The sequence below is a fragment of the Herbidospora sakaeratensis genome (assembly GCF_001570525.1).
Lineage (GTDB): Bacteria > Actinomycetota > Actinomycetes > Streptosporangiales > Streptosporangiaceae > Herbidospora > Herbidospora sakaeratensis.
The window spans coordinates 406,419-433,110 of record NZ_BBXC01000012.1; the positions used below are offsets into that span (position 1 = coordinate 406,419).

The following is a 26,692-nucleotide window of genomic DNA, read 5'->3' on the forward strand; positions in this document are numbered from 1 at the left end:
CCCCTTATAGTGCCAGCATGCCCGACCGACGCCTCCTCCTCGTGCACGCCCATCCCGACGACGAGACGATCGGCACCGGCGCCACGATGGCCCGCTACGCCGCCGAGGGCGCCCACGTGACCCTCGTCACCTGCACCCGCGGCGAGGAGGGCGAGATCATCCCCTCGACCCTGGCCCATCTGGGCCCCGACGACCTGGGCGCCTACCGCGGGCGGGAACTGGCGGCGGCCTGCCGGGCGCTCGGCGTCGACGACCACCGTTTCCTCGGCTACCGCGACAGCGGCATGATCGGCGCGCCCTCGAACGACGACCCCCGCTGCTTCTGGCGGGCCGACGTCGACGAGGCCGCCGACCGGCTGCTGGCGATCATCGAGGAGGTGCGCCCCCAGGTGATCGTCACCTACGACGAGAACGGCCTCTACGGCCACCCCGACCACATCCAGGCCCACCGTGTGGCCTGGCGGGCGTTCGAGCGGGCCGGCACGGTCGCGAAGTTCTACCAGACCGCCCAGTTGCGCTCCGAGATGCTCGAAGCGGCGGCCCGGATGGAGATCTTCCGGCCAGAAGACGTCGACGCCCTCGGCTACGGCCGCGAGACGGTCACCACCTCGATCGACGCCCGCGCCTACCTCGATGCCAAACTCGACGCCCTGCGCGCCCACGGCACCCAGATCACCGTCGACGCCCCCCGCTTCGCGTTGTCGAACGGGGTCGGCCAGGAGGCCCGGGGCGTCGAACACTTCGTACGCAAAGCGGGACCCACCGTAGCGGGTTGCGAGGACGACCTGTTCGCCGGCATCGGCTAGCCTCGCCCCATGATGGTGAACGCCGCTCCCGAGACCGCCGAACACGACGACGGTCCGAGCGGCGCCGAGCCCGCCGTCACCGGCGCCGCCTACGGCGTGCTCCTCATGCTCGGCCTGGTCGTGGGGGTCGTCGGCGCCTTCGAGCACGAGTGGTACCTGTTCGGCACCCTCCCCATCGGGGGAGTGCTGGCGGTGCTGGTGCTGTTCGCGATCCCCTACACGATGGGCCGCCTGATGCGCACCCGCCTGGCCGCCGGGGTGGTGGCCGTCGGCTGGGTGATCCCCTCGATGATCCTGGCGGGCCCGCGCCCCGAGGGCGACCTGGCCATCGCCGCGACCCTGGGCGGATACATCTACCTCTACGGCGGTCTGGTGGCCGTCGCCCTGGCCGTCGTGCTCGTCCCGTCAACGGGAGGCTCCTGGCTGCTCAGGCAGAACATCCACATAAGGTAGCGAGCGTGCTCGCCGACAGGGATCTTTACCGGAAGGTGGCCGGTCGTTTCGCGACCGGGATCGTCATCGTCACGACCGTCGACCCGTCGGGCGCCGACCACGCGATGACGGTCAACTCCTTCGCGTCGGTGTCGCTCGACCCCCTGCTGGCCCTGTTCTGCGCTGAGAAGATCGCCCGCTTCCACGACACGGTGGCCGGGGCGGGCGTGTGGGGCGTCTCGGTCCTCGGCGAGGACGACGAGGAGGTCTCGCGCTACCTGGCCAAACGCGGCCGCCCGCTGGAGGGCCAGCTGACCGGGTTCCCCCACCACCGGGGCACGCTGGGCGTCGCGCTGCTCGACCGCGCCATCGCCACCCTGGAGTGCCGGACCGTCGCCGTCCACGACGCGGGCGACCACTCGATCGTCGTCGGCGGCGTCGAGGCCGTGGCGACCCCGCGCGACGCCGCGCCGCTGATCTACCACCGGGGGCACTACTCGTTCCTGGCCCAGTGAGCGCATGATGTGCTGATGGGGCCGTACTTCCGCTTCCGCCGCGCCGTCAACTGGATCAACCTCTCGACCCCGCTGGGCCTGCTGATCGCCCGCATCGGCGGGGCGACCCTGCACCAGGGCGAGCTCGGTCTGCTCTACGCCCACGGCTACCGCCTGTCGTTCCCGATCGCCGGGGCCTTCACGGTCGGGAACGTGGTCCTCACCAAGCACCCCCACGGCTACCTGACCGGCCGGCTCCTGTTGCACGAATCCCGCCACGCCAGCCAGTACGCCGCCTGCGTCGGCCTGCCGATGCTCCCGCTCTACGTGGTGTCGGTGCTGGTGTCGGTGCTGACGTGCGGGAACCCGGCGACGTACAACCCGTTCGAGCGCCTGGCCGACCTCGACGACGGCGGCTACGCGAGGGTGCCCCCGTGGTGGCGCCGGCGCGGCCGATCACGCGGCGACTGATCAGCTGAACAGCAGGACCCGGGCTCCGTGGTCGCCGCCCTTCTGAACCAGCTTGGCATCGCAGGTGACCAGCGGCAGTTCGAGCGCCTCGGCCAGCACGATGTGGGCGGCGTCATAGGGGGTGAAGTTGTGGCGCAGTTCCCAGATCCGGTCGATGAACCCCGACACCGGTTGCAGATGGATCCACGTCTCCGCGTAGAGCTGCCTGCTCTCTTCGGCGGTCGCCGGGTCGAGCCTGCCGCCCAGCACCAGCCCGCGCAGGACGGAGGTGAACTCCAGCTCCAGCAGGTGGGGTGCGTGCAGGTCGCCGGATTCTAGCGGCCGATCTCGATCGAGAGGTCGAGGGCCAGGATGTGGTCGGCGTGCAGGAAGGTCTCGAACTTCGAGCCCGGGGCCACCTCGCCGTCGTCCTCCAGGTCGCGGAGGACACGCAGCGCCCCCGGCGTGTCGAGGTCGTCGGCGAACGCCTCGGTCAGGGCGTCGGCCCGGTCTTTCGCGATCGGGAGACTGGGCTGTTCGGCCCACTCGGCCACCTTCCGCCGCCAGCGGCCGACGGTGTCGGCGGCCTCGCGGAGGGCGTCGGCGGTGATGGTCGCCGCGTCGCGGTAGCGGTGCTCCATGAGCGCCAGGCGCAGCGCCAGCGGGTCGGCGGGCGGCGGCGCGTCGAGGGTGGCGGCGCTCCGGGCGCGGTGCCGGACGACCCCGTCGTCGACCGTCTCGTCGCCGTCGCCGAGGTAGAGGTCGACGCGGCCGCCCAGGAGGCGCAGCGCGCCCGCCATCCCGTCGGGGACGTGCTCGGCCGGGCGCACGTTCAGCGGCGTCAGGTCGCCGCCGAGGCTCCGGCAGGCGAGCACTCTGACGCCCGACCGTTCGAGCACCCGCCGGATCAGGTCGGCGTGGACCTGCCCCGGCAGGCCGGCGGAGGTGTAGGCGCGCAGCGCGCGTGAGCCGGGGGGCAGGAGCGGCTCCACGAGCCGGTGACGGGTGTCATAGAGCCGCAACATGCGTCCGACATTACTTGAGGGTCACCTTCGTCGACCCGACGAGGAAGTTGATGCCGACCGGCTTAGCGCCTCTCGGCCGGGTGGAGAACTTGAGCGTGACGCTGCGGCCGGGGGCCAGGCTGTTGATCGCGCACTTGACGGTGGTCGCGGTGCGCTTGCACGCCTTCGGCGCGTAGGTGAGGCGGTTGTTGCCGAAGACCTTGCCCGAGATGTTGATCTTCGTGGCGAGCTTGGCGCCGGTGTTGGAGAGCTTGAGGACGTACTGCGACCGGCTCTTCGCGCCCCCGGAGATCAGCAGCCGCACCGGCGGGTCGGCCAGCGCGTGTAACTGCGACAACGTGCCGTTGAAGGCGTCGGAACCGCCGGCGTGGTCGGCCTTCTCGGCCTTCTGCCAGAACGTCCACTTGCTCCACGCGGCCGGCAGCTCGCCCGGGTCGGCGCCCCAGCGGGCGATCCAGAGCGGGTTCTTGGCGAACTTCTTGGTGTCGCCCGTGCAGGTCTTCCACCAGGAGGTCGTCGTGTAGATGATCGCGTCGCGCTTCGTCCACGCCTTGTAGCGGGACAGCCAGTCGCCGATCCACTTGACCATCGCGGCCTGGTCGAGGCCGTAGCAGCTGTTCAGGCCGTTGCGGTTGTTGTAGGGGTTGTCCTCGACGTCGAGCACCCCCGGCAGCGTGCGCCCGTCGGCGGTCCAGTTGCCGCCGTTGCGGACGAAGAAGTCGGCCTGTTCCTTGCCGCCCGACTCGTGCGGCTGGGCGAAGTGGTAGGCGCCCCGGTACATGCCCTCGGTCAGGGCGCCGGAGAACTGGGTGCCGAACCTCGGGCTCTTGTAGTTGGGACCTTCGGTGGCGTGCACGAAGACGAACTCCGCGCCCTTGCCCTTGACCTCGGTCCAGTCGACGTCACCGGTCCAGTTGCTGACGTCGGCCCCCATCACGGTCGTCGTCGCGACCAGTAACAAAGCGGCGTACATTCATGATCCTTCCCCGTGCGGAGAACGATCGTCCCACAAACCTTCTTTACAGATAGAGAAGAATGTCGCGATCTCCGCGTTCTCTCAGCCTTCCGAGCACATCGTCCTTGCCCGCGCCGTCGGGCATGCCGATGCGGGCGCCGATGAGCCGCAGGCCCTCGGCCTCGGAGGCGACGGGGGCGGTGTATCCGATCAGGTGGAGGGCCTTGTTGAGCGGCGGCAGCCCGGCCGCGCCCTGCGGCAGGAACCGGGTCAGCAACTCGCCGCCGTCGGAGACGGTCAGGAAGACGTGGTCGCCCTCGCCGGCGTTGTACTCGGCCAGGATCGGGCGGATCGAGCCCATCGTCGGCTGGTTGTGCCACGAGATCACCACCTCCCCCTGCGGGGTCGAGGCGGTGAGCTGGCCGCCGGGCGCCATGCCGAGGTGGGCCGCGAACCCGGTCGGCAGCGGGGAACCCGAGCCGCGCAGGTGCTCGGCGTTGACGTCGACCCGGTGCCACCAGCGGCCGTCGCGGCTGCGGAAGCAGCGGCGGGTCATCGACACGTCGCGGCGCGGTTGGTAGTCGGCCGGTTCGGCGCCCGCGACCCTGATCCAGCCGCGCTGGGTGCGCTCGAACCCGGGGCCGCCGGCGTAGGCGCGCACCGAGCTCTCGCTCACCTCGTAACGCGAGGTCAGCGACGCCACGATCGTGTTGACCGACGCCTCGCCGCCGGCCTTCTCGATCTCGCGGGCGATCATTTCGCGGATGCCGAGGTACTCCTCGCCGCCCCATCGCGCCAGGCCGTACTTGTTGCGGTCGAGCCGCAGGAAACGGTCGTCGGCGGTGAGCTGATTGCGGATGCCGACCAGGCTGTAGTCTTCGCCGATCCGGTTCTGGATCTCCTCGGGCGTGAGCGGGGTGCCCGCCACGGCCAGGACGGCCTCGGCCTTGTCGTTCACGCTCCTCGGCCACGGCACGACGTGGCCTTCGAGCAGCCGCAGCTGCGGCACCGCGCCGAGCCAGCGCTCCCCGACGTCCTCCCGGACGCCGAGCTGCGCCACCATGCCGACCGCCTCACCCAGCGGCACCGGCCCGTCGGTGAACAACTGCCGCGTCTTCTCCCGCAGCTCGTCGGCGCCGCCGGCCACCAGCCACCCGTCGACCTGGTCGTAGCCGGTCAGTAACGTGCGGACGAACCGCCAGGCCGGGATGCCCAGCGTGGCCAGCTCGGTGCGGTGCCAGGGCACCGCCGCCATGAGGTCGTCGGCCGGGACCGCCGAGCCCAGCCGGGTGCGCAACCACGTGAGGTGGGCGGTCAGCGGGGTGGCCTCCTGGCCGCGCAGCCAGTTGTCGACGTGGTCGCGCAGGTCGCGCTCGATCTGCCGGATGCGCTCGCGGGTGACCGAGAACCGCTGCGCCAGTTCGTCGAGGGTGGCGCGGTGCTCGGCGTAGAGCCGGTCGCGGGCGATGGCGCGCTGCCGGTCGTCGAGCCGCTGGAACAGCTCGTCGATGATCTCGGGCAGCGGCCGTTCGGGCACCGCGGGCGGCACGCTCGCCAGCGGGTTGAGCGGCTCGGTGTCCATGAGCCGGTCGAGCACCCCGGCGAACAGCAGCCGCACGCTGTCGCGGCTGCCCGGCGTGCGCTGGCTCTCGGCCGGTGCGGTGAACCGCAGCAGCGGCATGATGTCGCCGAGGATCAGGTGTCCCCAGCAGGCGGACGTGAGATCGGCCAGTTTGGCCGCGATCTGGGCCGGCCCGACCGTGGCGCAGGCGCGGTCGATCGGGAGCGCCTGCCACCACGAGTTCGGGAGGCCGGGATCGCTGGCGATCGGCTCCACCTGGCTGGGCGCGGTCCAGCGCAGGGGGGGCACGATGTCGCTCAGGCTCAAATTCATGCAGGTCCAACCGGCAAGGGGAATATATCCGCAGTTCAGATTAGGGGATCAGGCGGGAAGGAAGGGACTCGCGCGACCGGAGTAGGACACGTAGAGCAACTCGTTCGCCCGCGTGCACGCGACATAGAGCAACCCCCGTTCTCGCTGCAGGTCGTGCGCTCGTGCCATCGGATCTTCGGCGTGGGGCGTGAGCGCGTCGGGCGCCGGGATGATCCCCTCTGCGACACCTATCACGGCCACCCGCCGGAACTCCAGCCCCTTCATACCGTGCAGCATCGTGACTTTCACCTCGATGCCCGCGTCGCGCAGGGCGGCACGGGCGGTCCGGACGATCTCGACCGTGCGGGCCGTCACGGCGATCTCCTCGGGGGCGACGCCGTCGGCCAGCCAGTCGCTCACGTGGGCGACCAGGCCGCCGATCTCGGCGTCCGGGGAGACGTACTCGCGCACCAGCGGGCGCGGGCCGTGGACGGTGGAGCGGTAGCCGTACATCTCGGCCGCGCCCTCGACCAGGCCGTCGACCGGGCCGCCGCCGCGCAGCCGGACGCCGAACGACAGGATCTCGTGCGGCAGCCGGTAGGAGATCTTCAGGTGGAACCGGCGGACCGGGATGCCCATGCCGGCCAGGGCCGCGCGGGTGTCGAACATGCGCTGGTGGGGGTCGCCCACGATGAACATGTCGTTCGGGCCCGGTGGCACCGCGGCCCGAAGCAACCGCCACTGCGCGGGGTGCAGGTCCTGCGCTTCGTCGATCACCACGTGTTTGTACGGCTCCCGCCGAGGCGCGTCGCTCTCGAGCACGTCGGTCGTGCGCCCCAGCAACTCGGCGCCCTCGGAGGCCAGCTGGAGGAGAGTACGCCGCCCCGACTCCCGGAGACGGCCCTCGACGTGCTCCACCGCCCGCCACACGCTGGTGCGGATGTCGGCGTTGAGCTGCACGCCCCGGCCGGGCCGTTCGGCCGCCAGGTACTCCTCCAGCGTGCGCAGGTTCTGGGAGAGGATCACCTGCTCCCACTCGCGCAGCAGGAACGCCGCGCCGAAGCGGCTGCCGGCCGCCTCCTCCCACAACTTGGTGACGTCGCCGACCAGCGTGGGGGCCTTGCCCTCGTGGGCGGCGACGATGCGGTGGGCCAGCCGGTCGACGTTGGTGACCTCGACCCGCTTGCGCACGACCTCGTCGTCGATGATCAGGTCGAGCTTGGCCGACAACTCGTTGGCGAGCACCTGGGAGAAGGTGGTCAGCAGGATCGGCCCGCTGTTCTCCTTGGCCAGGTGGGCCGCCCGGTGCAGCGAGATCACCGTCTTGCCGGTGCCGGCGCCGCCGGTGACCAGCACGGGCCGGTCGTAGACGGGCCAGTTGGCGTAGGTGTACTGCGGGGCGTAGAGGAAGGTGCACCAGTGGGGCTTGGTCAGCACCCGGTCGAGCTCGACCCGGTCGGCGGCGAAGGCGGCCTGTCCGGGCGAGCGCTGCAGCGCCGCCTCCAGGTCGTCGAGGTCGAGGTTCTCGGCGGTGGTGACCCGGCAGCCGTCGAGTTCGCGCCAGGCCTCGGCCAGCGAGCCGCCGCGGGCCAGGACCGCCAGGGGGGCGTACTGGCTCTCGGGCAGCAGGGGCTCGACGGCGGCCAGGTGGGCGTCGGTGGCCATCATCCGGACCATCGGCAGCAGCAGTTCCTGGTCGATGCCGATGTCGATGAGGTCGGTCTCGCAGATGTGCCCGTAGAGGCGCTTCTCCGACCCGGCCGCCGACCGGCGGAGGGCGGGCTCGACGCGGGCCAGGGCTTCGGCGTCCCAGACCTCGATGACGCCGATCGCGGAGTTCACGGTGAAGCGGTGCCGTTGCGCGTAGGTGTAGGCCTCGGCGTCGGGCAGGACCGTGACGAGCCAGTAGACGTCTCGCTGGCGGACGGCCACCGCCCGGTGCCGGTCGGCCAGGCGTAACGTCGTCACGCGGGGGTCGCGCGCGTTCCGCACCCGCTCGGGCACGGGGCCGGCGGGCGAGTTGTGCAGGAACCGTCTGACGGACACCACGGCGTCCCGCCGCACCGGGCGGGCCAGTGCGGCGAGTTCCTGAGTGAAGTCCAGGGAGACGGCGAGGCGGGGCATGGGGGCCTAACCCAGCAGGGACAGCAGGTCTCTGTCCCCACGTTCTCGGAGGCGGGCCCGCAGTTCGTCGGGCGGGGTCGGGCCGGTCAGGCCGATGCGTGTGGCGATGACGCGGTCGGCCTGGTCGGAGTTTCCGCCGGGGGCCGTGTAGCCGACCAGGCGCAGCGCCCGCGCGATCGTGTCGCCGGAGCTGGCGGCGGGGAGATGGCGGACCCTGAGCATGCCCTCGTCGGAGAGGGTGAGAAAGATGTGGCTGCCCTCCTTGGCCGCGACCTCGCTGAGGATGCGGCCGAGCGAGTCGATGGCGGGGGACTCCCGCCAGGTCATCGTGACGTCTCCGGCGGCGCTGCGCACCGTTCTTTCGCCACCCGGCGACAACCCCAGGTAGAGGGCGAAGCCCTCCGGGAGGCCGACCGACGTCCCGGCCAGGTGGCCGGCGTCGACGTCGACCCGCAACCACCAGCGCCCGTCGGGCTGCCGGAAGCAGCGCTGCGTCTGCGACACGTCGGCCGGGGCGGGTGGCGGGGGGACGGGAGCAGCGGGAGCGGGCGCCGCGCCGTTGGGACTCTGTATCCGCAACTGCGGGACGTTCTCCAGCCACTCCTTGGCGACCTCGGGGTGGATGCCGAGGGAGGAGACGAGTTCGAGGGCCCGCGACACGGTCGGCGGGCGGTCGGCGTTCACGATCAGGCCGCGGGTGCGTTCGTGCAGCTCGGCCAGGTCGCCCTGGACGACCCAGTCGCCGGAGACCTGGTAGCCGGGCAGTGTGGCCAGCACGAACTGCCAGGCCAGCACGTCGAGCGAGGGCAGCTCGCGGGTGTGCCACTCGGCCGCGTTGACCAGCCGCGACTTGGGGGCGGCCACGCCGAGGAGGTCGGTCAGGTTGAGCAGGTAGCCGCGGTAGCGGGCGGCGGGCGGCGAGGCGAGCCACTCCTTGAGCCGGGAGCGCAGCGTGTTCTCGGTCGCCTCCAGGAGGCCCGAGGGCACGCCGAGCAGCTTGGAGAGCGACTCGGGCGAGGTCGGGGAGTCGGTGAAGATCCGGTTCTGCGCGACCATCCAGCTCTGGTCGTCGAGCGAGGCGAAGACCCGGTCGATCACCTCGGGGAAGTCGGGGTCGTCGTCCTCACCCGTGAGCCGGGGCTGCGGCACGACCGGCACGACCGGCACGACCGGGACCGCCGGGGCGACGGGCGGCGCCGTGGGCGGGTCGTCGGCCTCTTTCTGCTCCTCGGCCTGCGCCTTGGGCTGGAACGGCGCCCGGAAGGGCGACTTCAGCGCGGCCCGGGTCTCGTAGGGTTCCTCGGCGGGCGCCTCGGGCTCGGGTTCCACCGGCGCCTTGGACGGCGCCTCGGTGGCCGCCAGCTTGGCCAGCACCGCCGAATAGAGGGCCGCCAGCAGCGGCCGGGCCTTCACGAACGGCTGCTCCGTCAGCTCCCGGCCGGTCAGCGCCAGCAGGCCGGGCCACGACCCGGCCCGGTCGAGCGCGATGCCCACCTGGGGGTCGTCGGCGTCGTCGGGGTCGAGCACGTGCAGGGCGGGCAGCACGTCGCCCACCGCCGCGGCCGGCCACTGCTCCAGGGTCAGATCGGTCAGCAACTCGGCGAGCGCGTCGACCCCGAAGGCGGGCAGCACCCGGCCCATGGGGAGCGAACGCCACCACGCGTCGGGTAATCCGGCCCGGCCGGTCAGGATGGGGGCAGCATCACTCCAGCGCAGCGGTGGCACGAGGTCACTCAGGCAGAAGTTCATCGCTATCCCCATCACTTCCGTAAGACCAGACCATAGTCTGGCAAATCCCCTGCCGTGGCGGGAGTTTCATCCGTGACGAACAGCCACAAACGATGGTGTCACCCTTCAGTGGCGCACCGCTGCGAAACGCAGTCTCACGTAGTCGGCCATCCAGCCGGAGTCGTTGCGGAGGGCCGGGGCGGCGAGTTCGTTCACCCGCCGGAGCAGCGGCTCGACGGTCGCCGGGGGCACGCCGTCGAGGAGCGACCCGGCGAACATCCGCACCCAGTCGGCCGCGCCGTTGGGGCACTCGTCGAGCGGGGTCGGCCGGTCGAAGTGCTCCAGGATGCGCAGGGTGAACCCGGCGCGTTCCAAACGGACGGCGTACTCGGCCGGGCTGGGGAAGAACCAGGGGAGTTCGGGCTCGCGCAGGCCGTGCTCGCGCCAGGCGGTCAGCATGGCCGAGGTGAGGGCGGCGCAGTTGCCGGCCCCGCCGAGCTCGGCCACGAACCGGCCGCCGGGACGCAGCGCGTCGCGGACCGAGTCGATGACCGCGTCGGGGTCGCGGCTCATCCAGTGGAGGGCCGCGTTGGAGAAGACCGCGTCGAAGGGCTGGGCGACGGTGAAGTCGTGACCGTCGCCGACCGTGAAGTCGAGCCGGGGGAACTGCGCGATGGCCGTCTCGATCATCGCCTGCGAGCCGTCGATGCCCAGCACGTAGGCCCCGCGGAGGGCGATCTCGCCGCTCAGCACGCCCGTGCCGCAGCCCAGGTCGAGCACGCGCTCGCCCGGCTGCGGGTCGAGCAGCTCCACGAGGGGAGCGCCCTGCGCCGAGACGTAGCCGAAGGAGCTGTCGTAGGCGCGAGCGTTCCACCTCATGAGCGTCGGTGTGTCATATCGCAAGATGGCTCACTTCCACGGTTGTCCGCATAGAGTACGCCAGCCGTGGAATCAGTGTTTTTCAGCTCATTTGCTGAGACCAGTGTTTCTGGAGATACACCTTGGCCTCGTCCTGCTGCGGGATGGTCATGAAGACCGGCGTCCCGTTCGCCTTCGGCAACTTCCCGGCCGCCTCGTTGTCGAGGGTGCTCTTCATCTGCATGGCCTCCATCCGCGAGGGCCGCGCGTAGCCCCTGAGCAGGATGTTCTGGCCCTCGTCGGAGAACAGGAACTCGGTCCAGAGCCGGGCCGCCGCCGGGTGGGGCGCGCTCGCGCTGATCGCCTGCACGTAGGGCGCGGCCAGGATCGACCCCGCCGGGATGGTCACCTGCCAGTTGGCCGCGTTGGCGGCCGAGCGGGCGGCGTTCAGGTAGTCCCAGTCGAGCACCGCGGCGGCCTGCTCGGGCGCGGCGGCGACCGCCCCGGCCTTCTTCAGCGCCGCGAAGGCCTGCACGCCCCTGCGGGCGTCGAACTTGGCGCCCTGCGCCGACGACTGCATCGAGGCCGCCATCACGCCGTTGAAGCCGCTCGCGTTCTTCAGCGGGTCGCCCGCGAGCGCGACCGTGGTCCCGGCCGGGCGGCCGACGGGCTTGAGGAGTTCGGCGTACGACGCCGGCGCCTTCATCTTGCGCGGGTCGTAGCCGATCGACATGTAGCCGCCGTAGCCGGCGTACCAGGTGCCGTTGGCGGCCTTGACCTCGTCGGGGACGTCGGTCCAGCCGGTCACCTGGTAGGGGGCGAACTTGGCGGCGTTGGCCAGGGCCACGTCGATGCTGAGGTCGAACACGTCGGGCTTCTGGGCCGTGGCGACGGCGTCGATCTGCTGCTGGCTGTTGGCCGCCGGGTTGAGCGACTCGATCTGGATGCCGTACTTGTCGGCGAAGACGTCCATCAGCTCGCCGTGGTTGACCCATTCGCGGGGCAGCCCGACGACGGTCAGTCTGCCCTCCTTCTGGGCGGCCTCGACCAGCCGGTCGAAGTTGCCGAAGCCCGCCTGGAGGCTGGCGCCCTTCACGTTGACCGGCGGGAGGGCCTTGGTCTCGCCGCTTTGGGACGAACAGGCCGCCAGGGCCAGCAGGGCCGCCAGCGCGGGAGTGGTCACGAGTCTGGTCACGGATCGAATGCTTGGCGGCGGGTCGCGCCGGGTCGAGACGGCACGCCTCAGCCTGGGACGACCTTTGCCGCCGCCATGACCTTTTCTGGGAACTCCACGAGCGTGCCGTCGCGTTTGCGCACCGCGAGCACGCCGTCCTCCCAGGACTCCAGCACGCCCACGACGTCGCGGAAGCCCTCGGGCAGCGCCCTGCGGACGGTGACCCGCCTGCCGACGTCGGCCGGCGTGATGGTCACCTTGAGCTGGAAGGCCATGACATTGGCCCCTCCTGTTCCGGCCACCTGACAGTCACCGCAATACTAGGACGGAGCAACCTGCGGCCCATGTCGTGCCGGAAAGAAGGAGCTAGAGGTGACCTACGTCATCGCGCAGCCTTGCGTGGACGTCCTGGACAAGGCGTGCATCGAAGAGTGCCCTGTCGACTGCATCTACGAGGGCGAGCGCATGCTCTACATCCACCCCGACGAGTGCGTCGACTGTGGGGCGTGCGAGCCGGTCTGCCCGGTCGAGGCCATCTTCTACGAAGACGACCTGCCCGAGCAGTGGAAAGACTTCTACAAGGCCAACGTTGACTTCTTCGAGGACCTGGGTTCGCCCGGCGGCGCCTCGAAGGTTGGCAAGATCGAGAAGGACCACCCGATCGTGGCCGCGCTGCCGCCGCAGGCGGAAGACCACTGACGCGCTGACCCTGGAGAGTCGTTCGTGATCGCCCTGCCCGACTTCCCGTGGGACAGCCTCGCCTCGTACAAGACGACGGCCGAGGCTCATCCCGACGGCATCGCCGACCTGTCGGTCGGCACCCCCGTCGACCCGGTTCCCGAAGTCGTGCGCAGGGCGCTCGCCGACGCCGCCGACAGCCCGGGTTATCCGCTCACCTACGGCACCGCCCGGTTGCGCGAGGCAGCGGCGGGCTGGCTGGCCCGCCGCCACGGCGTGACGGCCGACCCGGCCGGCGTGCTGCCCACCATCGGTTCGAAGGAACTGGTCGCCTGGTTGCCGACCCTGCTCGGCGTCGGCCCCGGCGACAAGGTGATCTTCCCCGAGCTGGCCTACCCGACCTACGACGTGGGCGCCCGGCTGGCCGGGGCCGAGCCCTTCCCGACCGACGGCCTGCTCTCGCTCGGCCCCGAGCGGGTGCCCCTGGTCTGGGTCAACTCGCCGAGCAACCCCACCGGGAAGGTGCTCCCGGCCGAACACCTGGCCAAGGTGGTCGCCTGGGCCCGCGAACGCGGCGCGGTCGTCGCCTCCGACGAGTGCTACATCGAGCTCGGCTGGGAGAAGCGCCCCGTCTCGATCCTCCACCCCGACGTGTCGGGCGGCTCCCACGAGGGGCTGCTGGCCGTCCACTCCCTCTCCAAGCGCTCCAACCTGGCGGGCTACCGCGCCGCCTTCGTGGCCGGCGACCCGGTCCTGGTGAAGCGCCTGCTCGAGATCCGCAAGCACGCCGGCATGATCGTGCCCGAGCCGGTCCAGGCCGCCATGACGGCCGCCCTCGACGACGACGCCCACGCCGACGAGCAGCGCGAGCGCTACTCGGCCCGGCGCACCGCCCTGCGGGCCGCGCTGGAATCGGTCGGCTGGCGGGTCGACCACTCCGAGGCCGGGCTCTACCTGTGGGCCACCGACGGCACCGGCTGCTGGGACCAGGTCGCGCGGCTGGCCAAACTCGGCGTGCTGGTCGCGCCCGGCAGCTTCTACGGCACGGCCGGAGAGAGCCACATCCGGGTCGCGATCACCGCCACAGACGAAAGAATCGCCGCAGCGGTCGCACGCCTCACAACCGCCTAGCGACCCGTCCGCATACGGGCGGATATGGCGCGTTTGTGTTGATAGGATCGCGCGCCATGACGACAGCGGTGGTGCTCGGTCTGTGCCTCGCGGCGGTGGCCGTCGTGCTGGTCGCCTATTTCGTCACCGCCCGCCGCGACGGGCGGGGCCAGGGCCGCACGGCAGTCGAGGTCGAAGCCGACTTCTACCATGAATTCGACTATTTCGACCCCCGCACCATCCAGGTCGGCGACACCGCCACCGTGGAGGGCTCCCGGTTCAAGGCCATCGGCGCCCTCCACCTGATGCGGCAGGGCGACGAGTGGACCGAGCACCTGCTCGACGACGGCAGCCGCCGCGTCCACTGGCTCTCGGTCCAGGAGCGGCCCGAGGGCCTCGAGGTCATGTTGTGGACGCCGGTCCAGGCCCAGGGCATGGTCCCGGCCAAGAGCATGCTGATCATGGAGGGCGTCGAGTTCTTCCCGGGCGACCGGGGCACCGTCGCCTACCGGGCCGAGGGCATGACCGGCCTGCCCGAGCGCGGCCTGCTCGACTTCGCCGACTACCGCGCCCACGACGGACGCCTGCTGTCGTTCCAGCGCGTCCAGGGCGGCCAGTGGGTCGCGTCGTACGCCTCCCCGCTGACCCCCGGCTCGATCCAGGTCGACCGCAAGCCCTAGCCCTGGCGCACCGGCTGCCATCCGTCCTGACCGGCCGAGGCGGTCCAGACGAACCCGTCGTGCACCACCTGGCGCAGCCCGTAGACCGGGGCGTGGGTGACGAACCAGGCGGCCTTCAGCCAGTCTTCCCGCGAGGCGCCCCTGGCGCGGGTGAACTCCTTCTTGGCGGCGGCGTCCTGCGGCGGGGGCGGCGACTCCTTCGGCGGATACCAGCAGTGCACCGCCCGGGGCTGGTCGCCGCGGAAGGCGGTGGCCAGGATCTCGGCGCTGCGCCGGTGGTCGGCGTAGGCGCCGCCGTCGGCCGACCGCTGCACGGCCTGGGCGGCGTCGTGGAGGTCCATGTCGAGGTAGCCGTCGACCTTCTCCAGGGCGGCGAAGAAGCGGCGGGTGGAGTAGACCGGGTCCATGATCTGTTTGACCGTGCCCCAGCCCTGGGAGGGCCGCTGCTGGAAGATGCCGACCGAGTCGCGGTCGCCGAAGGCGATGTTGGTCATCTTCGACTCCTGGATCGCCGTGATGTAGGCGATCTCCAGCGCCTGCTTGGGCAGCTTGCGCCGGGCCGCGACGGCGGCGATCGTGGCGGCCACCTGCGACTGCTCCAGGTCGAGGTCGAGGGTGCCCATCGGGACGGTGATCGTGCAGCCCTCGCCCAGCACGAATGGCTCGGCCTTCTTCATCAGCTGGTAGCCGGCGAAGAAGATCGCTCCCGCCAGGACGACCACGATGGCCACGATGGTCAGTGCTGTTCTGGAGGGACGCCGCGTCACAGCCCAAGAACCTACCTTCTCGCAGCGCTGCCGTAGGCTCGGCAGACATGCGACTTGATCAGGACGTGAGGACGTTGACCGCCGATCTGGTGGACGTCCGGTCGGAGAGCGGCGACGAGAAGGCCCTGGCCGACGAGATCGAGGAGGCGCTGCGGCGGTTGCCCCACCTGACCGTCGACCGCCACGGCAACAACGTGGTGGCGCGCACCTCCCTCGGCCGGGCCGAGCGGGTCGTCGTGGCGGGCCACCTCGACACCGTGCCGATCGCGGGCAACGTGCCGAGCCGGGTCGAGGGCGGCCGCCTGATCGGCTGCGGCGGCACCGACATGAAGGCCGGTGTGGCCGTCCAGCTGAAACTGGCCCTGCTCGACGCGCCCAACCGCGACCTGACCCTCGTCTTCTACGACCTGGAGGAGGTCGAGGCGGCCCGCAACGGCCTCGGCGTGCTGGTGCGCGAACGCCCCGACTGGGTGCGGGGCGACTTCGCCGTGCTGATGGAGCCGACCGACGGCGTGATCGAGGGCGGCTGCCAGGGCACCATCCGGGCCGAGATCGTCTCCCGGGGTGTACGCGCCCACAGCGCCCGCAGCTGGCTGGGGTTCAACGCGATCCACGGCGCGGCCCAGATCCTCAACCGCCTGGCCGCCTACGAGCCCCGTCGGCCCGTGGTCGACGGCCTGGAATACCACGAGGGCCTCAACGCGGTGCTGATCCGCGGCGGCCACGCCGGGAACGTCATCCCCGACGAGTGCGTGGTGACGGTCAACTACCGCTTCGCCCCCGACCTCACCGAGGAGCAGGCGCAGAACCACCTGCGCGAGGTCTTCGACGGCTTCGAGGTGACGATCGCCGACTCGGCCCCCGGGGCCCGGCCCGGCCTCGACCACCCGGTCGCGGCGGCATTCACGGAAGTGGTCGGCGGCGAACCCCGCGCGAAGGTCGCATGGACCGATGTGGCCCGTTTCTCCGCACTTGGAGTTCCAGCTGTGAACTACGGACCGGGCGATCCCGCGATGGCCCACAAAGTCGACGAATACGTCGAACTCGACAAGATCGTCGAGGCCGAGCGGGTCATGACAGCCTGGTTGACCTGAGGCTTCTACCCGTAGAAAGAAGAAAGTGGCTTTCCTCGCCGGCCATTTGGCGGGGAAAGCCACTTTCCGTCCCGAGCAGCACCCTCGACTGTTAGACGGGGCCGAAGCGAAATCCGGTTCCACGGTTCCGTGTGGATTCTCAAGATTTTTTCCACGGCCATCCTGAGGGGCTAGCGTGGCGTCCCATGAACACGATTCGCCGTGAACGTCGCCAGGGCCCGCAGCTGCTCCGAGGCGAGATGGTGCCCGACTCCACCCACGACCAGCGCCTGCTCGACCGGCGCGGCCCGGCCGACTGGCTGCACATGGACCCCTGGCGGGTGCTGCGCATCCAGGCCGAGTTCGTCGAGGGCTTCGGCTCCCTGGCCGAGCTCCCGCCGTCGGTCACCGTCTTCGGCTCGGCCCGCACCAAGCCCGACTCGCCCGACTACGAGCTCGGCGTCCGCCTCGGGGCCGCGCTCGCCGACGCCGGCTACGGCGTCATCACCGGCGGCGGCCCCGGCTGCATGGAGGCCGCCAACAAGGGCGCGGTGGAGGCCGGCGGCATCTCGGTGGGCCTCGGCATCGAGCTCCCGCACGAACAGTCGATGAACGAATACGTCAACCTGGGCGTCGAGTTCCGCTACTTCTTCGTCCGCAAGACCATGTTCGTCAAGTACTCGTGCGGCTTCGTCACCCTCCCGGGCGGCTTCGGCACGCTCGACGAGCTGTTCGAGGCGCTGACGCTCGTCCAGACCCGGAAGGTCACCTCGTTCCCGGTGATCCTGATGGGCTCCTCGTTCTGGGGCCCGATGGTCGACTGGATCAAGTCGTCGCTGCTGGGCGAGGGCAAGATCTCCCCGCAGGACGTCGACCTGATCAGGGTCACCGACGACGTCGACGAGGCGGTGCGCATCATCGTGGAGGCCGACCGCCGCCGCGAGGAGGAGGCGAGCCTCGTGGGAGACGCCCAATAATGTACGTCTGCGTTTTCTGCGCCTCCTCCCAGAAGATCGACCCCAAGTACTTCCGGCTGGCCGCCGACGTGGGCGCCGAGCTCGCCCGGCGCGGCCACCACCTCGTCAGCGGGGGCGCGATCGTCTCGTGCATGGGCGAGGTCGCCCGCGCGGCCAGGGCCGGCGGCGCCCAGACGATCGGCGTGATCCCCCAGGTCCTGGTGGACATCGAGATCGCCGACACCGACTCCACCGAACTGGTCGTCACGACCGGCATGCGCGAGCGCAAAGGGATCATGGACGCCCGCTCCGACGCCTTCCTGGTCCTTCCGGGCGGCATCGGCACGATGGAGGAACTCTTCGAGATCTGGACCGCCCGGGCCCTGGGCATCCACCAGCGCCCGTTGGTCCTGCTCGACCCGTGGGGCCTCTACACCCCTCTGAAAGACCTCGTCGAGGGCATGTACGACCAGGGTTTCACCCGCCCCGACGTCTTCGACGGCATCGCCTGGGCCACGACCGTCGAAGAGGCCTTCGACCTCCTGGAACAGCCCACGCCCCGGATCACCCCCGGAGTCGACGAGGCGTGACCTGCCTAGGCCAGCCCGCGCCGGGCCAGGGCCGGCGGCCTGCGCCCGGCGATGGCCTCGGCCATGGCGACCGCCTGCCCGATCGCCTCGGCGTGGGCCGGGTCGGCCACGAGGAACTGGGCCGGGCCGCGCCAGGCGGCCAGGGCGGCCACGGCGATGGCCTCGTCGAGGTCGGCCGGCAGCTCGATGGTCTCTGTCGCCATGTCCTCGATGCTCTCACGCCCGGCACATGTGGCACGATTCGTATGTGCTGGTCGTACTCGTTCTCGCCGCGCTCGCGGTCGTGGGCTGCGTGGTCTGGGTCTCCATGGGCCAGGGCGGGGCGATGGCGGAGTTCCCGCCCGACGTGCCGCCGCTGGAGCTCCCCGACGCCGCCCAGGTGACCGCCGTCGACCTGGTGACCGTGCAGTTCCCGGTCGGCCTGGTCGGCTACCACACCGGTTCCGTCGACGAGACCCTCCAGCGGGCCGCGACCGCCATCCGCGACCGCGACACCCGCATCGCCGTGCTGGAGCAGAAGGTGGCCGAGCTGATGGCGAGCCGCCTCCAGGCCAAGTCGCTCGATTCGGAAGAGGCATGGTAGAGATCGTCCGCTGCGCCTGGGCCACCAGCGACCCGCTCTACCTCGACTACCACGACCACGAGTGGGGCCGCCCGGTCCACGGCGACGACAGGGTCTACGAACGCGTCACCCTGGAGGCGTTCCAGTCGGGCCTGTCGTGGATCACCATCCTGCGCAAGCGGGAGAACTTCCGCCGCGCCTTCGACGGCTTCGTGATCGAGAAGGTGGCGGCCTACACCGAGAAGGACGTCGACCGCCTGATGGCCGACGCCGGGATCGTCCGCAACCGGGCCAAGGTCGACGCCGCCATCGCCAACGCCCGCGCCGCCCTCGACCTCCCCGAGGGCCTCTCAGCCCTGGTCTGGACGTACGCCGAGCCCGACTCCCCGGTGCGCAGGACGATGGCCGAGATCCCCTCGTCCACGGTCAACTCCCAGGCGCTGGCCAAGGAGCTCAAGAAGAAGGGCTTCCGGTTCGTCGGCCCCACCACCGCCTACGCCCTGATGCAGGCGATCGGCCTGGTCAACGACCACATCGAAGGCTGCGTGGCTAGGACGTGAGGGTCCGCTCCACGAACGCCGCCGCCTTCGGCATCAGCCGCGACGCCTCCTGCTCGAAATAGGCCCGCGCCTTGTCGCCCGGCCACCCCGAGGGCAGCAGCGCCGCCGGGAGCCCCGGGTCGCGGAACAGGAAGTTGCGCCAGGTGTGCACCAGGCGCGACCTGACCGCGAAGACCAGGTCGTCGGGGGCGTCGTCGGGCAGCCCGTCGATCAGGGGCCGGGCCCCCGCGAGCCACTCCTCGTAGGCCCGTCCGATCGCGTCGAGATCCCAGGCCCGGGCCAGCAGGTCGACCGGATCGCCGTCGAGCACCGCCTCGAACCGGTCGGCGTGCAGGTCGAGCTGGTCGAGCTCGGCCGAGGCGCGGGGGCCGATCCAGGTGGTCTCCGAGAGGGGGGCGTACCCGAGGAAGGACAGGTGGGCCCGCAGCCGCTCGCGCCGGGTGCGGTCGCGCACGGGTTCGATCACCAGCAGGTGCCAGCGGCCCGGCCAGGTGATCGTGCCGCCCCGGTAGACCCGGGCGGCCGCCTCGTCGAGACGTCGCACACATTTCGGCGTGGCCGCGTAGCCCGGGCCGTGGGGCAGCCGGACCGGATCGAGCCACCCCTGCCGGACCATCCGGGAGATCGCCGTCCGGACGGCGGGCGCGGCGATCTCCAGCGGCGCCAGCAGCCGGACCAGGGCGGCCACCGACGCCTGGCCTCCCCGGCTGCGCAGATGGTCGCCGTAGAGGTCGAAAAGCGCGGCTCGGGCGTTCATCCCACCCAGTGTGGAGTCAGGAAGTTCCGCCGACAATCCATGGGCCGACCGCTTTGATCCTCAACCGAGTCCTCTCCCGTTACCTTTTTGAACCCGGAGGCGGGATAATAGGACATCACAGAAGACGTGAATGCGCCGGCCACCCTTCATTGGACGGCCGACAACGCGGGAAGGGATACACGCATGGCGGCGATGAAGCCGCGGACTGGTGACGGTCCGCTGGAAGTCACCAAGGAAGGCCGGGGCATCGTCATGCGGGTCCCGCTCGAAGGTGGCGGCCGGCTTGTCGTCGAGCTATCGGCGGACGAGGCCAGCGCCCTCGGTGACGCGCTGAAGAACGTGGTCGGCTGACTACAGCCGGATATCGAGCGACGTCGGCCCCGCCGCGGTCTTCCGCGCCGGGGCCGCATCCTTTTCCTTGACGTGGAGAGACCGTGCCTATTGAGACCACCGTGACCACCGTGGCCCATGCGGACGGCGACGCCGAGTTCCTCGCCGTCCCGTTCGGCCCCGACCTGGCCCCCGACGTCGAGCTGCCGGTCTCCGTCCCGGCTCTGCTCGCGCACTACGAGGCCAAGGGCGAGCCCGGAGAGGTCGTCGAGATACCCGTCGCCGCCGCCGACGGCGTGCGCCGTGTTCTCCTGTACGGCACCGGCCCGGCTCCGGCCGATCTCCGCAAGGCGGGCGCCGCCCTGGCCGGCCGCGTCAACGGCCGCGAGCGGCTCACCATCGTCGCCCCCGCCGAGGGCGACGTGGCCGAACTGGTCGCCGGGGCCCTCCTGGGCACCTACACCTACAAGCTGGGCGAGCCGAAGACCACACCGGTCCACGAGATCGTCCTGTCGGGCGCCGACGCCGCCGCGGTCGCCCGCGGCGAGGCGGTGGCCAAGGCCACCAGCGACGCCCGCGACCTGACCAACACCCCCGCCTCGATCAAGTCCCCGGCCTGGCTGGCCGAGCAGGCGGTCGCGCTGGCGGGCGAGGGCGTCGAGGTCACCGTCGACACCGAGCTGGTCGGCTTCGGCGGCATCCGCGCGGTCGGCCAGGGCTCGGTCAACCCGCCCTGCCTGATCACGATGACCTACGCCCCCAAGGGCGCCACCCGCCACGTCGTGCTGGTCGGCAAGGGCATCACCTTCGACAGCGGCGGCCTGTCGCTGAAGCCGTCGGCGTCCATGAAGGAGATGAAGACCGACATGGCCGGCGGCGCGGCCGTGATCGCCGTCCTGTCGGCCCTGGCGGCCTTCGACGTGCCGGTCAAGGTCACCGGCCTGATCGCCTGCGCCGAGAACGCCTTCGGCGGCAACGCCCAGCGCCCCAGCGACGTGATCACCCAGTACGGCGGCCGGACCGTCGAGGTGCTCAACACCGACGCCGAGGGCCGCCTGGTGATGGCCGACGCGATGGCCTACGCCGACCGCCACCTCGACCCCGACGTGCTGATCGACATCGCGACGCTCACCGGCGCCGCCAAGGTCGCCCTGGGCACCGGCTTCGGCGCCCTCTACGCCACCGACGACGCCCTGGCCGCCGGCCTGCTGGCCTCGGCCGCCCGCAGCGGCGACCGGCTGTGGCGGATGCCGCTGATCGACGACTACCGGACCGCGCTCGACTCCGACGTCGCCGACCTCGCCAACGTCGACAAGAAGGGCGGCCTGGGAGCCGGGTCGGTGCAGGCCGCCCTGTTCCTCCAGGAGTTCACCGGCGGACGGCCCTGGGCCCACCTCGACATCGCGGGCCCGGCCCGCAACGAGAAGGGCAGCACCGGATTCGGCGTCAGGCTGCTGCTCGACTGGCTCAGTTCGTCAGCTTGACCGCGGCGAGCAGGCCGTCGCCCAGCGGCAGCATGAGCGGACGCAGCCGCTCGTCGTTCTTGACCAGACGGCCGACCTCGCGGACGGCGACCGATTCGGGGTCGCGCTGCGTGGGGTCGGCCACCCGGTCGTGCCACAGGGCGTTGTCGAAGGCCACGATCCCGCCGGGCCGCAGCAGCCGCAGCGCCTCGCTCAGATAGTCGCCGTATTCCTGCTTGGCGGCGTCGCAGAAGACCAGGTCGTAGCCGCCGTCGGCCAGCCGGGGCAGCACGTCGAGGGCGCGCCCCACGATCAGCCGGGTGCGCCCGCTGGCGAAGCCCGCCTCGGAGAAGGTCTGCCGGGCCAGCCGCTGGTGCTCCGGCTCGACGTCGACGCTGGTCAGCGTGCCGTCAGAACGCATTCCCCGCAGCAGCCACAGGCCCGAGACACCGCAGCCGGTGCCGATCTCGACCACCGACCGCGCGTTGACCGCGGTCGCCAGGAAGCAGAGCGCGGCGCCCCCGCCGGGCAGGATGGGCGGGGCGCCCACCTCCTCGCCGCGCTGTCGCGCGTTGCGCAGGACGTCGTCCTCCGGGACGAAGTCCTCCGCATGGGCCAGGCTCGCCGTGTTCATGGTTGGCAAGCGTAGGGGAGTACGCCCCGATCGGGAACTCACGCCGCAACGGGGACGTTGCAGCTTTGAACGGTCTTTGTTCAGGTCGTTCGCCGCTGGTACGCAGGAAGGGGCGAAACCAGGCACTATGGCTGTAGCAACGGTCCTGGAGAGAGGATTGCCGGTGGACGATCACGACCACCAGGCGGGTGCTGAGGCGTCCACCTGGACACCTCCCACCTGGGAGGAGGTCGTCAGAAACCACTCGGCACGGGTATACCGGCTCGCCTACCGGCTGACCGGCAACATCCACGACGCCGAAGACCTGACCCAAGAGGTCTTCGTCCGGGTGTTCCGCTCTTTGTCCAGCTACCAGCCGGGCACGTTCGAGGGCTGGTTGCACCGCATCACCACCAACCTGTTCCTCGACGGCGCCCGCCGCAAGCAGCGGATCAGGTTCGAGGGGCTGGCCGACGACGCCGCCGAGCGCATGCACGGCCGCGAGCCGTCCCCCGAGCGGGCCTACGACGACAACCACCTCGACGCCGACATCCAGGCCGCGCTCGACGCGCTGGCCCCGGAGTTCCGGGCCGCGGTGGTGCTCTGCGACATCGAGGGCCTCTCCTATGAGGAGATCGCGGCGACGCTGGGCGTCAAGCTCGGCACCGTCCGCAGCCGCATCCACCGGGCGCGCGCGCAGCTGCGTGACGCGCTCGATCACCGTGCGCCGCGCGGTGACCAGCTTCCCCCTTCATCGTTCACCCGGGAGGGAGCATGACGCATCTTGGTGAGCGCGTTTCCGCGCTGATCGACGGCGAGCTCGCGCACCACGAGCGCGAGCGCGCCCTCGCCCATCTGACGTTCTGCGCCGACTGCCGCGACGAGGTCGACGGGATGCGGGCGCTGAAGAGCCGCCTGCGGTCGCTCGACCCGCCCGCGATGCCGGCCGATCTGACGATGTCGTTGCTGCGGCTGGGCGACATGGGCCCGCCGTCCCGCCCGCTGCCGAGTCAGCCGCCCCGGCAGCTGCCCGGCCCCTACAGCATCGCGCCCGCCGACACCCGCCCGGCCCGCCGTCCTTTTGGCGCGACCGGCCCCGGCCGTAGCCCCCGCCGCCGCGCGGCCGGTTACGTCGCGGTCGGGGTGGCCTCGGCGGCGGTCGCGCTCGGGTCGCTCTTCCTGGTCAACGGCGAACCTCGCCCTGCCCCCGCGCCCGAGATGATGTTCCCCCCGCAGGTCACCGCGTCGCCCCACGGCCGGTTGCCGGGTGCTCCGTCGCCCGGTCCCTCGCCCAAGCTTGTTCCTTGACGCGACTAACCGGCACCACGTCTGGGCAGTGAGACGGCATACGATCTGGCGTGACACGGGTCGTATGCCTTCCTCATGAGATGGGGTGGCGGCCCCGCCACGACCGCTGGGAGTGACTGCACCGATGACCGACGACACGCGTGACGACGACGCGTACGGGCGGCCTGAGTTCTATCCGGTGGGCGAGTGGGGCGAGGAAGACGATCCCCGCCGGCCCCAGCAGCAGGGAGCGGCCCATCCGCCGCCCCCGCTTCCCGGCGGAGAGCCGACGCAGACCTATTTCCCGCCGCCTCCGCCGCCCAACGCCTACGGCATGGGCCAGGGGTGGGCGCCGCCGCCCGGCGGCATGCCCGATCTTCCCCGGCGGGAGCGCCGTTCCGGCCCCCGGACCGGCACCCTGGCCGCCCTGGGCCTCGTGATCGCGCTGGTGGCCGGCGGTGCGGCGTCGTGCGGGACCTACCTGTTGACCCGGCCGACCGCCGGCATCGACCCCGGCTACGCGATCCCGACCCCGGCGGCCGCGCCGACCGGGCGGGCGCCCGAGTCGATCGCGGGGGTGGCCGCCAAGGTGCTGCCCAGCGTGGTCTCGCTCGAGGTGCAGGGCAGCGGGCAGGCGGGCACCGGCTCCGGGTTCCTGATCCGGGGCGGCTACATCGTCACCAACAACCACGTCGTGGCGGCCGCGGCGCGGTCGGGCGGGGCGATCCGCATCCGGTTCGCCAACCGCGAGTCGACCACCGCGCAGATCGTGGGGCGCGACCCCAACTCCGACATCGCCGTGGTGAAGCCCGACGAGACCTTCGGCTCGCCCGAGGTGGCGCTCGGCAACTCCGACTCCATGGTGGTCGGCGACCCGGTGATCGCGATTGGCTCGCCGCTCGGCCTGACCGGCACGGTCACCACCGGCATCATCAGCTCGCTCAACCGGCCCGTCGAGGCCGGCGGTGAGAGCGGGCGCGACTCGGCGCTGATCAACGCCATCCAGACCGACGCGGCGATCAACCCCGGCAACTCGGGCGGCCCGCTGGTCAACGGCCGGGGCGAGGTCATCGGCGTCAACTCGGCCATCGCGACCATAGGAGCCGGGCAGCAGCTGGGCGGGCAGCAGTCGGGCAGCATCGGCCTCGGCTTCGCCATCCCCGTCAACCAGGTACGCCGGATCGCCGAGGAGCTCATCTCGACCGGCTCGGCCCGCACGTCCCGGATCGGGATCACGATCGACCAGAACTACCAGGGTCAGGGGGTCCGCATCGCCGACGCCCCCGACCGGGGGGTGCCGCCGATCACCCCGCAGGGGCCCGCCGACAAGGCCGGGCTGCGGGCGGGCGACGTGATCCTCGAGGTCGACGGGCAGCCGATCAGCGACAGCCGCGAGCTGATCGTCACGATCCGCAGCAAGACGCCGGGCGACCGGGTCCCGTTCAAATACAGCAGGGCGGGCGCCGAGCGAACAGTTGATGTCGTGATCGGGGCGGCGCCGGCTCCGTCGGCCCAGCCCTCGTGAGCACGCCTGCCCGGGTACTAGTCTGATTCACGACGGTTCGGGCAGGGCAAGGGAGATCTACGGTGTTCGGACTCGGCTGGGCGGAGATCCTGGCGCTTGTAGTGATCGCGTTGCTCGTCTTCGGGCCGGAGAAGCTGCCGGGGGTCGCCTCGCAGGCGGGCCGGACTCTCCGGCAGATCCGGCAGATGGCCAACAACGCCCGAACCGACCTCGAGGCCAACCTCGGGCCGGAGTTCAAGAACTTCGACCCGACCGACCTCAACCCCAAGAACTTCGTCCGCAAGCACCTGCTCGACGACGTCGAGAAAGACTGGAACGCCACCCCGGAGGAGACGGCCGCGGCCGACCCGCCGCCCCCTCCGGTGACGGTCGAGCTGACGGCGGGGGAGATCCCGCCCTACGACAACGAGGCGACCTGAGCCCAGACGAAAAGGCCCGCTCCCGGAGGAGCGGGCCTTTCGTTTTGTACGGACGCGGCCGGTCGCGGCGGATACGGCGCGGACCGGAGGCGGCGGGCGGCTGCCGGGGTGGGCGGAGCCGTAACGGAGAAGAAGGACTTAGCGGCCGGCGGGGCTGATGTCGAGCTTCATGCCCTTCAGGCCGCCCCTCTTCTTGCTGAGGCCCGCCGCGATGCGGCGGAGTTCGGCGGCGGCCGGGGCGTCGGGGTCGGTGAGGACGAGGGGCTTGCCCTCGTCGCCGCCCTCGCGGAGGCGGGTGTCGATGGGGATCTGGCCCAGCAGCGGCACGCGGGAGCCCAGGGTGCGGGTCAGGGCGTCGGCGACGGTCTGGCCGCCGCCCTCGCCGAAGACCGAGATGCGCTCGTCGCAGTGGGGGCAGGGCAGCCAGGACATGTTCTCGATGACGCCGGCGATCTGCTGGTGGGTCTGGGCGGCGATCGAGCCCGCGCGCTCGGCGACCTCGGCGGCGGCCTGCTGCGGGGTGGTGACCACGAGGATCTCCGCGCTCGGCATGCGCTGGGCGACCGAGATCGCGATGTCGCCGGTGCCCGGCGGCAGGTCCATCAGCAGGACGTCGAGGTCACCCCAGAACACGTCGGCGAGGAACTGGTGGAGCGCCCGGTCGAGCATGGGGCCGCGCCAGACCACCGCGCTGTTGCCCTCGGGCTTGAACATGCCGACCGAGATGACCTTGATGTCGTGGGCCACCGGCGGCATGATCATGTCTTCGACCTTGGTCGGCTTCTCGCCGACGCCCAGCATGCGCGGGATGCTGTGGCCGTAGATGTCGGCGTCGACCACGCCGACCTTGAGGCCGGAGGAGGCCATGGCGGCGGCCAGGTTGACCGTCACCGACGACTTGCCGACGCCGCCCTTGCCGCTGGCGACCGCGAAGACACGGGTCAGCGAGCCGGGCTGGGCGAACGGGATCTCCTTCTCGGGGCCCCGGTTGCCGCGCAGTTTCGTTTGCAGAGTTTTACGTTGCTCGGCGCTCATCACGTCCATTTCGACGGAGACGCGCGTGACGCCGTCGATCTTGGAGACGGCGGCGGTGATGTCGCGGGTGATGGTGTCCTTCATCGGACAGCCGGAAACCGTCAGGTAGACGCCTACGCGCACCAGCCCATCGGGGGCGATGTCGATGCTCTTGACCATGTCGAGCTCGGTGATCGGCCGGCGGATCTCGGGGTCGTTGACCGTCGCCAGGGCCGCGGTCACCACTTCTGGGGTCGGTGCCATGTAGTCATGCTACGAACTGGCGACCTGTCATACGAATCGAGGTCGCGCCTCTAGGATGACGCGGGTGAGTCCGACAAGTCCGCCTGTCCTGTCGGCGGAACAAATCGAGGTCTGGCGCACCATGC

32 protein-coding genes are annotated in these 26,692 nt (G+C 71.0%); 18 read left to right on the plus strand and 14 right to left on the minus strand.

Going from position 1 to position 26,692, the window contains the following annotated elements:
• Positions 1 to 17 precede the first annotated feature (17 nt).
• Genes mshB through AW271_RS20715 form a run of 4 tightly spaced genes read left to right on the plus strand, consistent with a single transcriptional unit; the run spans position 18 to position 2,203 of the window.
• Positions 18 to 806: an N-acetyl-1-D-myo-inositol-2-amino-2-deoxy-alpha-D-glucopyranoside deacetylase gene (mshB, locus tag AW271_RS20700; protein WP_062339021.1), complete on the plus strand. Its 789-nt coding sequence runs from the start codon at positions 18 to 20 to the stop codon at positions 804 to 806.
• A gap of 9 nt (positions 807 to 815) precedes the next feature.
• On the plus strand, positions 816 to 1,259 hold the full coding sequence (locus tag AW271_RS39885; RefSeq protein ID WP_062339022.1) for a DUF6113 family protein: 444 nt from the start codon (positions 816 to 818) through the stop codon (positions 1,257 to 1,259).
• Positions 1,260 to 1,264: 5 nt separating this feature from the next.
• Positions 1,265 to 1,753 carry a flavin reductase family protein gene (locus AW271_RS20710; RefSeq protein WP_062339023.1) on the plus strand — a complete coding sequence of 163 codons (489 nt, stop codon included), beginning with the start codon at positions 1,265 to 1,267 and terminating at the stop codon, positions 1,751 to 1,753.
• A 15-nt stretch (positions 1,754 to 1,768) separates the two neighbouring features.
• Positions 1,769 to 2,203 carry a hypothetical protein gene (locus tag AW271_RS20715; protein WP_062339024.1) on the plus strand — a complete coding sequence of 145 codons (435 nt, stop codon included), beginning with the start codon at positions 1,769 to 1,771 and terminating at the stop codon, positions 2,201 to 2,203.
• Here AW271_RS20715 and AW271_RS20720 read toward each other — a convergent pair whose 3' ends face one another.
• The 9 genes from AW271_RS20720 to AW271_RS20760 form a co-directional block, all read right to left on the minus strand.
• A complete protein-coding gene (locus AW271_RS20720) occupies positions 2,204 to 2,452 on the minus strand; it encodes a type II toxin-antitoxin system VapC family toxin (RefSeq protein ID WP_062339025.1) in 249 nt (82 codons plus the stop codon).
• Positions 2,453 to 2,517: 65 nt separating this feature from the next.
• Complete coding sequence (locus AW271_RS20725) at positions 2,518 to 3,207, minus strand: hypothetical protein (RefSeq protein ID WP_062339026.1); 690 nt, start codon at positions 3,205 to 3,207, stop codon at positions 2,518 to 2,520.
• 10 nt (positions 3,208 to 3,217) lie between these two features.
• Positions 3,218 to 4,180 (minus strand): GH25 family lysozyme, encoded by a 963-nt coding sequence (locus AW271_RS20730; RefSeq protein WP_062339027.1) that lies wholly within the window; start codon positions 4,178 to 4,180, stop codon positions 3,218 to 3,220.
• Between the two features lie 46 nt (positions 4,181 to 4,226).
• Positions 4,227 to 6,056 carry a sigma factor-like helix-turn-helix DNA-binding protein gene (locus AW271_RS20735; protein WP_062339028.1) on the minus strand — a complete coding sequence of 610 codons (1,830 nt, stop codon included), beginning with the start codon at positions 6,054 to 6,056 and terminating at the stop codon, positions 4,227 to 4,229.
• A 48-nt stretch (positions 6,057 to 6,104) separates the two neighbouring features.
• Positions 6,105 to 8,159, minus strand: a complete 2,055-nt coding sequence (locus tag AW271_RS20740; RefSeq protein ID WP_062339029.1) for a UvrD-helicase domain-containing protein — start codon at positions 8,157 to 8,159, stop codon at positions 6,105 to 6,107.
• A gap of 6 nt (positions 8,160 to 8,165) precedes the next feature.
• On the minus strand, positions 8,166 to 9,908 hold the full coding sequence (locus tag AW271_RS20745) for a hypothetical protein (protein ID WP_157554435.1): 1,743 nt from the start codon (positions 9,906 to 9,908) through the stop codon (positions 8,166 to 8,168).
• A gap of 105 nt (positions 9,909 to 10,013) precedes the next feature.
• Entirely contained in the window at positions 10,014 to 10,766 is a 753-nt protein-coding gene (locus AW271_RS20750; protein WP_062339031.1) for a class I SAM-dependent methyltransferase, read from the minus strand.
• 82 nt (positions 10,767 to 10,848) lie between these two features.
• Positions 10,849 to 11,940, minus strand: coding sequence for an ABC transporter substrate-binding protein (locus AW271_RS20755; RefSeq protein WP_083976937.1), 1,092 nt, complete (start codon positions 11,938 to 11,940; stop codon positions 10,849 to 10,851).
• 47 nt (positions 11,941 to 11,987) lie between these two features.
• Complete coding sequence (locus tag AW271_RS20760) at positions 11,988 to 12,194, minus strand: putative acetyltransferase (RefSeq protein WP_062339032.1); 207 nt, start codon at positions 12,192 to 12,194, stop codon at positions 11,988 to 11,990.
• A 97-nt stretch (positions 12,195 to 12,291) separates the two neighbouring features.
• Between AW271_RS20760 and fdxA the strand changes: the two genes are divergently transcribed.
• Genes fdxA through AW271_RS20775 form a run of 3 tightly spaced genes read left to right on the plus strand, consistent with a single transcriptional unit; the run spans position 12,292 to position 14,387 of the window.
• Entirely contained in the window at positions 12,292 to 12,618 is a 327-nt protein-coding gene (fdxA, locus tag AW271_RS20765) for a ferredoxin (protein WP_062339033.1), read from the plus strand.
• 24 nt (positions 12,619 to 12,642) lie between these two features.
• Entirely contained in the window at positions 12,643 to 13,728 is a 1,086-nt protein-coding gene (gene dapC, locus AW271_RS20770; protein ID WP_062339034.1) for a succinyldiaminopimelate transaminase, read from the plus strand.
• A gap of 56 nt (positions 13,729 to 13,784) precedes the next feature.
• Positions 13,785 to 14,387 carry a DUF4178 domain-containing protein gene (locus AW271_RS20775; protein ID WP_062339035.1) on the plus strand — a complete coding sequence of 201 codons (603 nt, stop codon included), beginning with the start codon at positions 13,785 to 13,787 and terminating at the stop codon, positions 14,385 to 14,387.
• Here AW271_RS20775 and AW271_RS20780 read toward each other — a convergent pair.
• Positions 14,384 to 15,154, minus strand: coding sequence for a hypothetical protein (locus AW271_RS20780; RefSeq protein WP_063818046.1), 771 nt, complete (start codon positions 15,152 to 15,154; stop codon positions 14,384 to 14,386). The two genes, AW271_RS20775 and AW271_RS20780, sit on opposite strands and share 4 nt — an antisense overlap.
• Before the next feature lie 47 nt (positions 15,155 to 15,201).
• On the opposite strand from AW271_RS20780, the gene dapE reads away from it, so the two are divergent.
• The 3 genes from dapE (at position 15,202) to AW271_RS20795 (ending at position 17,773) form a co-directional block, all read left to right on the plus strand.
• Complete coding sequence (gene dapE / locus AW271_RS20785; protein WP_062339036.1) at positions 15,202 to 16,248, plus strand: succinyl-diaminopimelate desuccinylase; 1,047 nt, start codon at positions 15,202 to 15,204, stop codon at positions 16,246 to 16,248.
• 185 nt (positions 16,249 to 16,433) lie between these two features.
• Entirely contained in the window at positions 16,434 to 17,204 is a 771-nt protein-coding gene (locus AW271_RS20790; RefSeq protein WP_062339037.1) for an LOG family protein, read from the plus strand.
• Positions 17,204 to 17,773, plus strand: a complete 570-nt coding sequence (locus AW271_RS20795) for an LOG family protein (RefSeq protein WP_062339038.1) — start codon at positions 17,204 to 17,206, stop codon at positions 17,771 to 17,773. Before AW271_RS20790 ends, AW271_RS20795 begins: the two co-directional genes overlap by 1 nt.
• A gap of 5 nt (positions 17,774 to 17,778) precedes the next feature.
• Here AW271_RS20795 and AW271_RS20800 read toward each other — a convergent pair whose 3' ends face one another.
• Positions 17,779 to 17,976, minus strand: coding sequence for a hypothetical protein (locus AW271_RS20800; RefSeq protein WP_062339039.1), 198 nt, complete (start codon positions 17,974 to 17,976; stop codon positions 17,779 to 17,781).
• 44 nt (positions 17,977 to 18,020) lie between these two features.
• Here AW271_RS20800 and AW271_RS20805 point away from each other — a divergent pair, with 44 nt between their 5' ends.
• Both AW271_RS20805 and AW271_RS20810 read left to right on the plus strand, forming a co-directional pair.
• Positions 18,021 to 18,356, plus strand: coding sequence for a hypothetical protein (locus AW271_RS20805; RefSeq protein WP_062339040.1), 336 nt, complete (start codon positions 18,021 to 18,023; stop codon positions 18,354 to 18,356).
• Positions 18,350 to 18,895 (plus strand): DNA-3-methyladenine glycosylase I, encoded by a 546-nt coding sequence (locus AW271_RS20810; RefSeq protein WP_062339041.1) that lies wholly within the window; start codon positions 18,350 to 18,352, stop codon positions 18,893 to 18,895. Before AW271_RS20805 ends, AW271_RS20810 begins: the two co-directional genes overlap by 7 nt.
• Here AW271_RS20810 and AW271_RS20815 read toward each other — a convergent pair.
• Positions 18,885 to 19,652, minus strand: a complete 768-nt coding sequence (locus tag AW271_RS20815; RefSeq protein ID WP_062339042.1) for a PaaX family transcriptional regulator — start codon at positions 19,650 to 19,652, stop codon at positions 18,885 to 18,887. The two genes, AW271_RS20810 and AW271_RS20815, sit on opposite strands and share 11 nt — an antisense overlap.
• Positions 19,653 to 19,835: 183 nt before the next feature.
• Between AW271_RS20815 and AW271_RS38650 the strand changes: the two genes are divergently transcribed.
• Positions 19,836 to 20,003 (plus strand): DUF3117 domain-containing protein, encoded by a 168-nt coding sequence (locus tag AW271_RS38650; RefSeq protein ID WP_083502187.1) that lies wholly within the window; start codon positions 19,836 to 19,838, stop codon positions 20,001 to 20,003.
• 83 nt (positions 20,004 to 20,086) lie between these two features.
• Positions 20,087 to 21,466, plus strand: coding sequence for a leucyl aminopeptidase family protein (locus AW271_RS20820; protein ID WP_062339043.1), 1,380 nt, complete (start codon positions 20,087 to 20,089; stop codon positions 21,464 to 21,466).
• Here the strand turns inward: AW271_RS20820 and AW271_RS20825 are convergent.
• Complete coding sequence (locus tag AW271_RS20825) at positions 21,450 to 22,079, minus strand: O-methyltransferase (protein ID WP_062339044.1); 630 nt, start codon at positions 22,077 to 22,079, stop codon at positions 21,450 to 21,452. The two genes, AW271_RS20820 and AW271_RS20825, sit on opposite strands and share 17 nt — an antisense overlap.
• Positions 22,080 to 22,206: 127 nt before the next feature.
• Between AW271_RS20825 and sigE the strand changes: the two genes are divergently transcribed.
• The 4 genes from sigE to AW271_RS20845 all read left to right on the plus strand — a co-directional run bounded on the left by sigE (position 22,207) and on the right by AW271_RS20845 (position 25,289).
• On the plus strand, positions 22,207 to 22,836 hold the full coding sequence (gene sigE, locus AW271_RS20830) for an RNA polymerase sigma factor SigE (protein WP_062339045.1): 630 nt from the start codon (positions 22,207 to 22,209) through the stop codon (positions 22,834 to 22,836).
• A complete protein-coding gene (locus AW271_RS20835; protein ID WP_062339046.1) occupies positions 22,833 to 23,366 on the plus strand; it encodes an anti-sigma factor family protein in 534 nt (177 codons plus the stop codon). The genes sigE and AW271_RS20835 overlap by 4 nt, the downstream gene beginning before the upstream one ends.
• A gap of 124 nt (positions 23,367 to 23,490) precedes the next feature.
• Complete coding sequence (locus AW271_RS20840; RefSeq protein WP_062339047.1) at positions 23,491 to 24,870, plus strand: S1C family serine protease; 1,380 nt, start codon at positions 23,491 to 23,493, stop codon at positions 24,868 to 24,870.
• 62 nt (positions 24,871 to 24,932) lie between these two features.
• The gene (locus tag AW271_RS20845) at positions 24,933 to 25,289 is read left to right on the plus strand and encodes a sec-independent translocase (RefSeq protein WP_062339048.1); all 357 of its coding nucleotides are present in this window, start codon (positions 24,933 to 24,935) and stop codon (positions 25,287 to 25,289) included.
• Positions 25,290 to 25,427: 138 nt separating this feature from the next.
• Here the strand turns inward: AW271_RS20845 and AW271_RS20850 are convergent, their stop codons facing one another.
• Positions 25,428 to 26,567 (minus strand): Mrp/NBP35 family ATP-binding protein, encoded by a 1,140-nt coding sequence (locus AW271_RS20850; protein WP_083976939.1) that lies wholly within the window; start codon positions 26,565 to 26,567, stop codon positions 25,428 to 25,430.
• Positions 26,568 to 26,692: the final 125 nt, after the last annotated feature.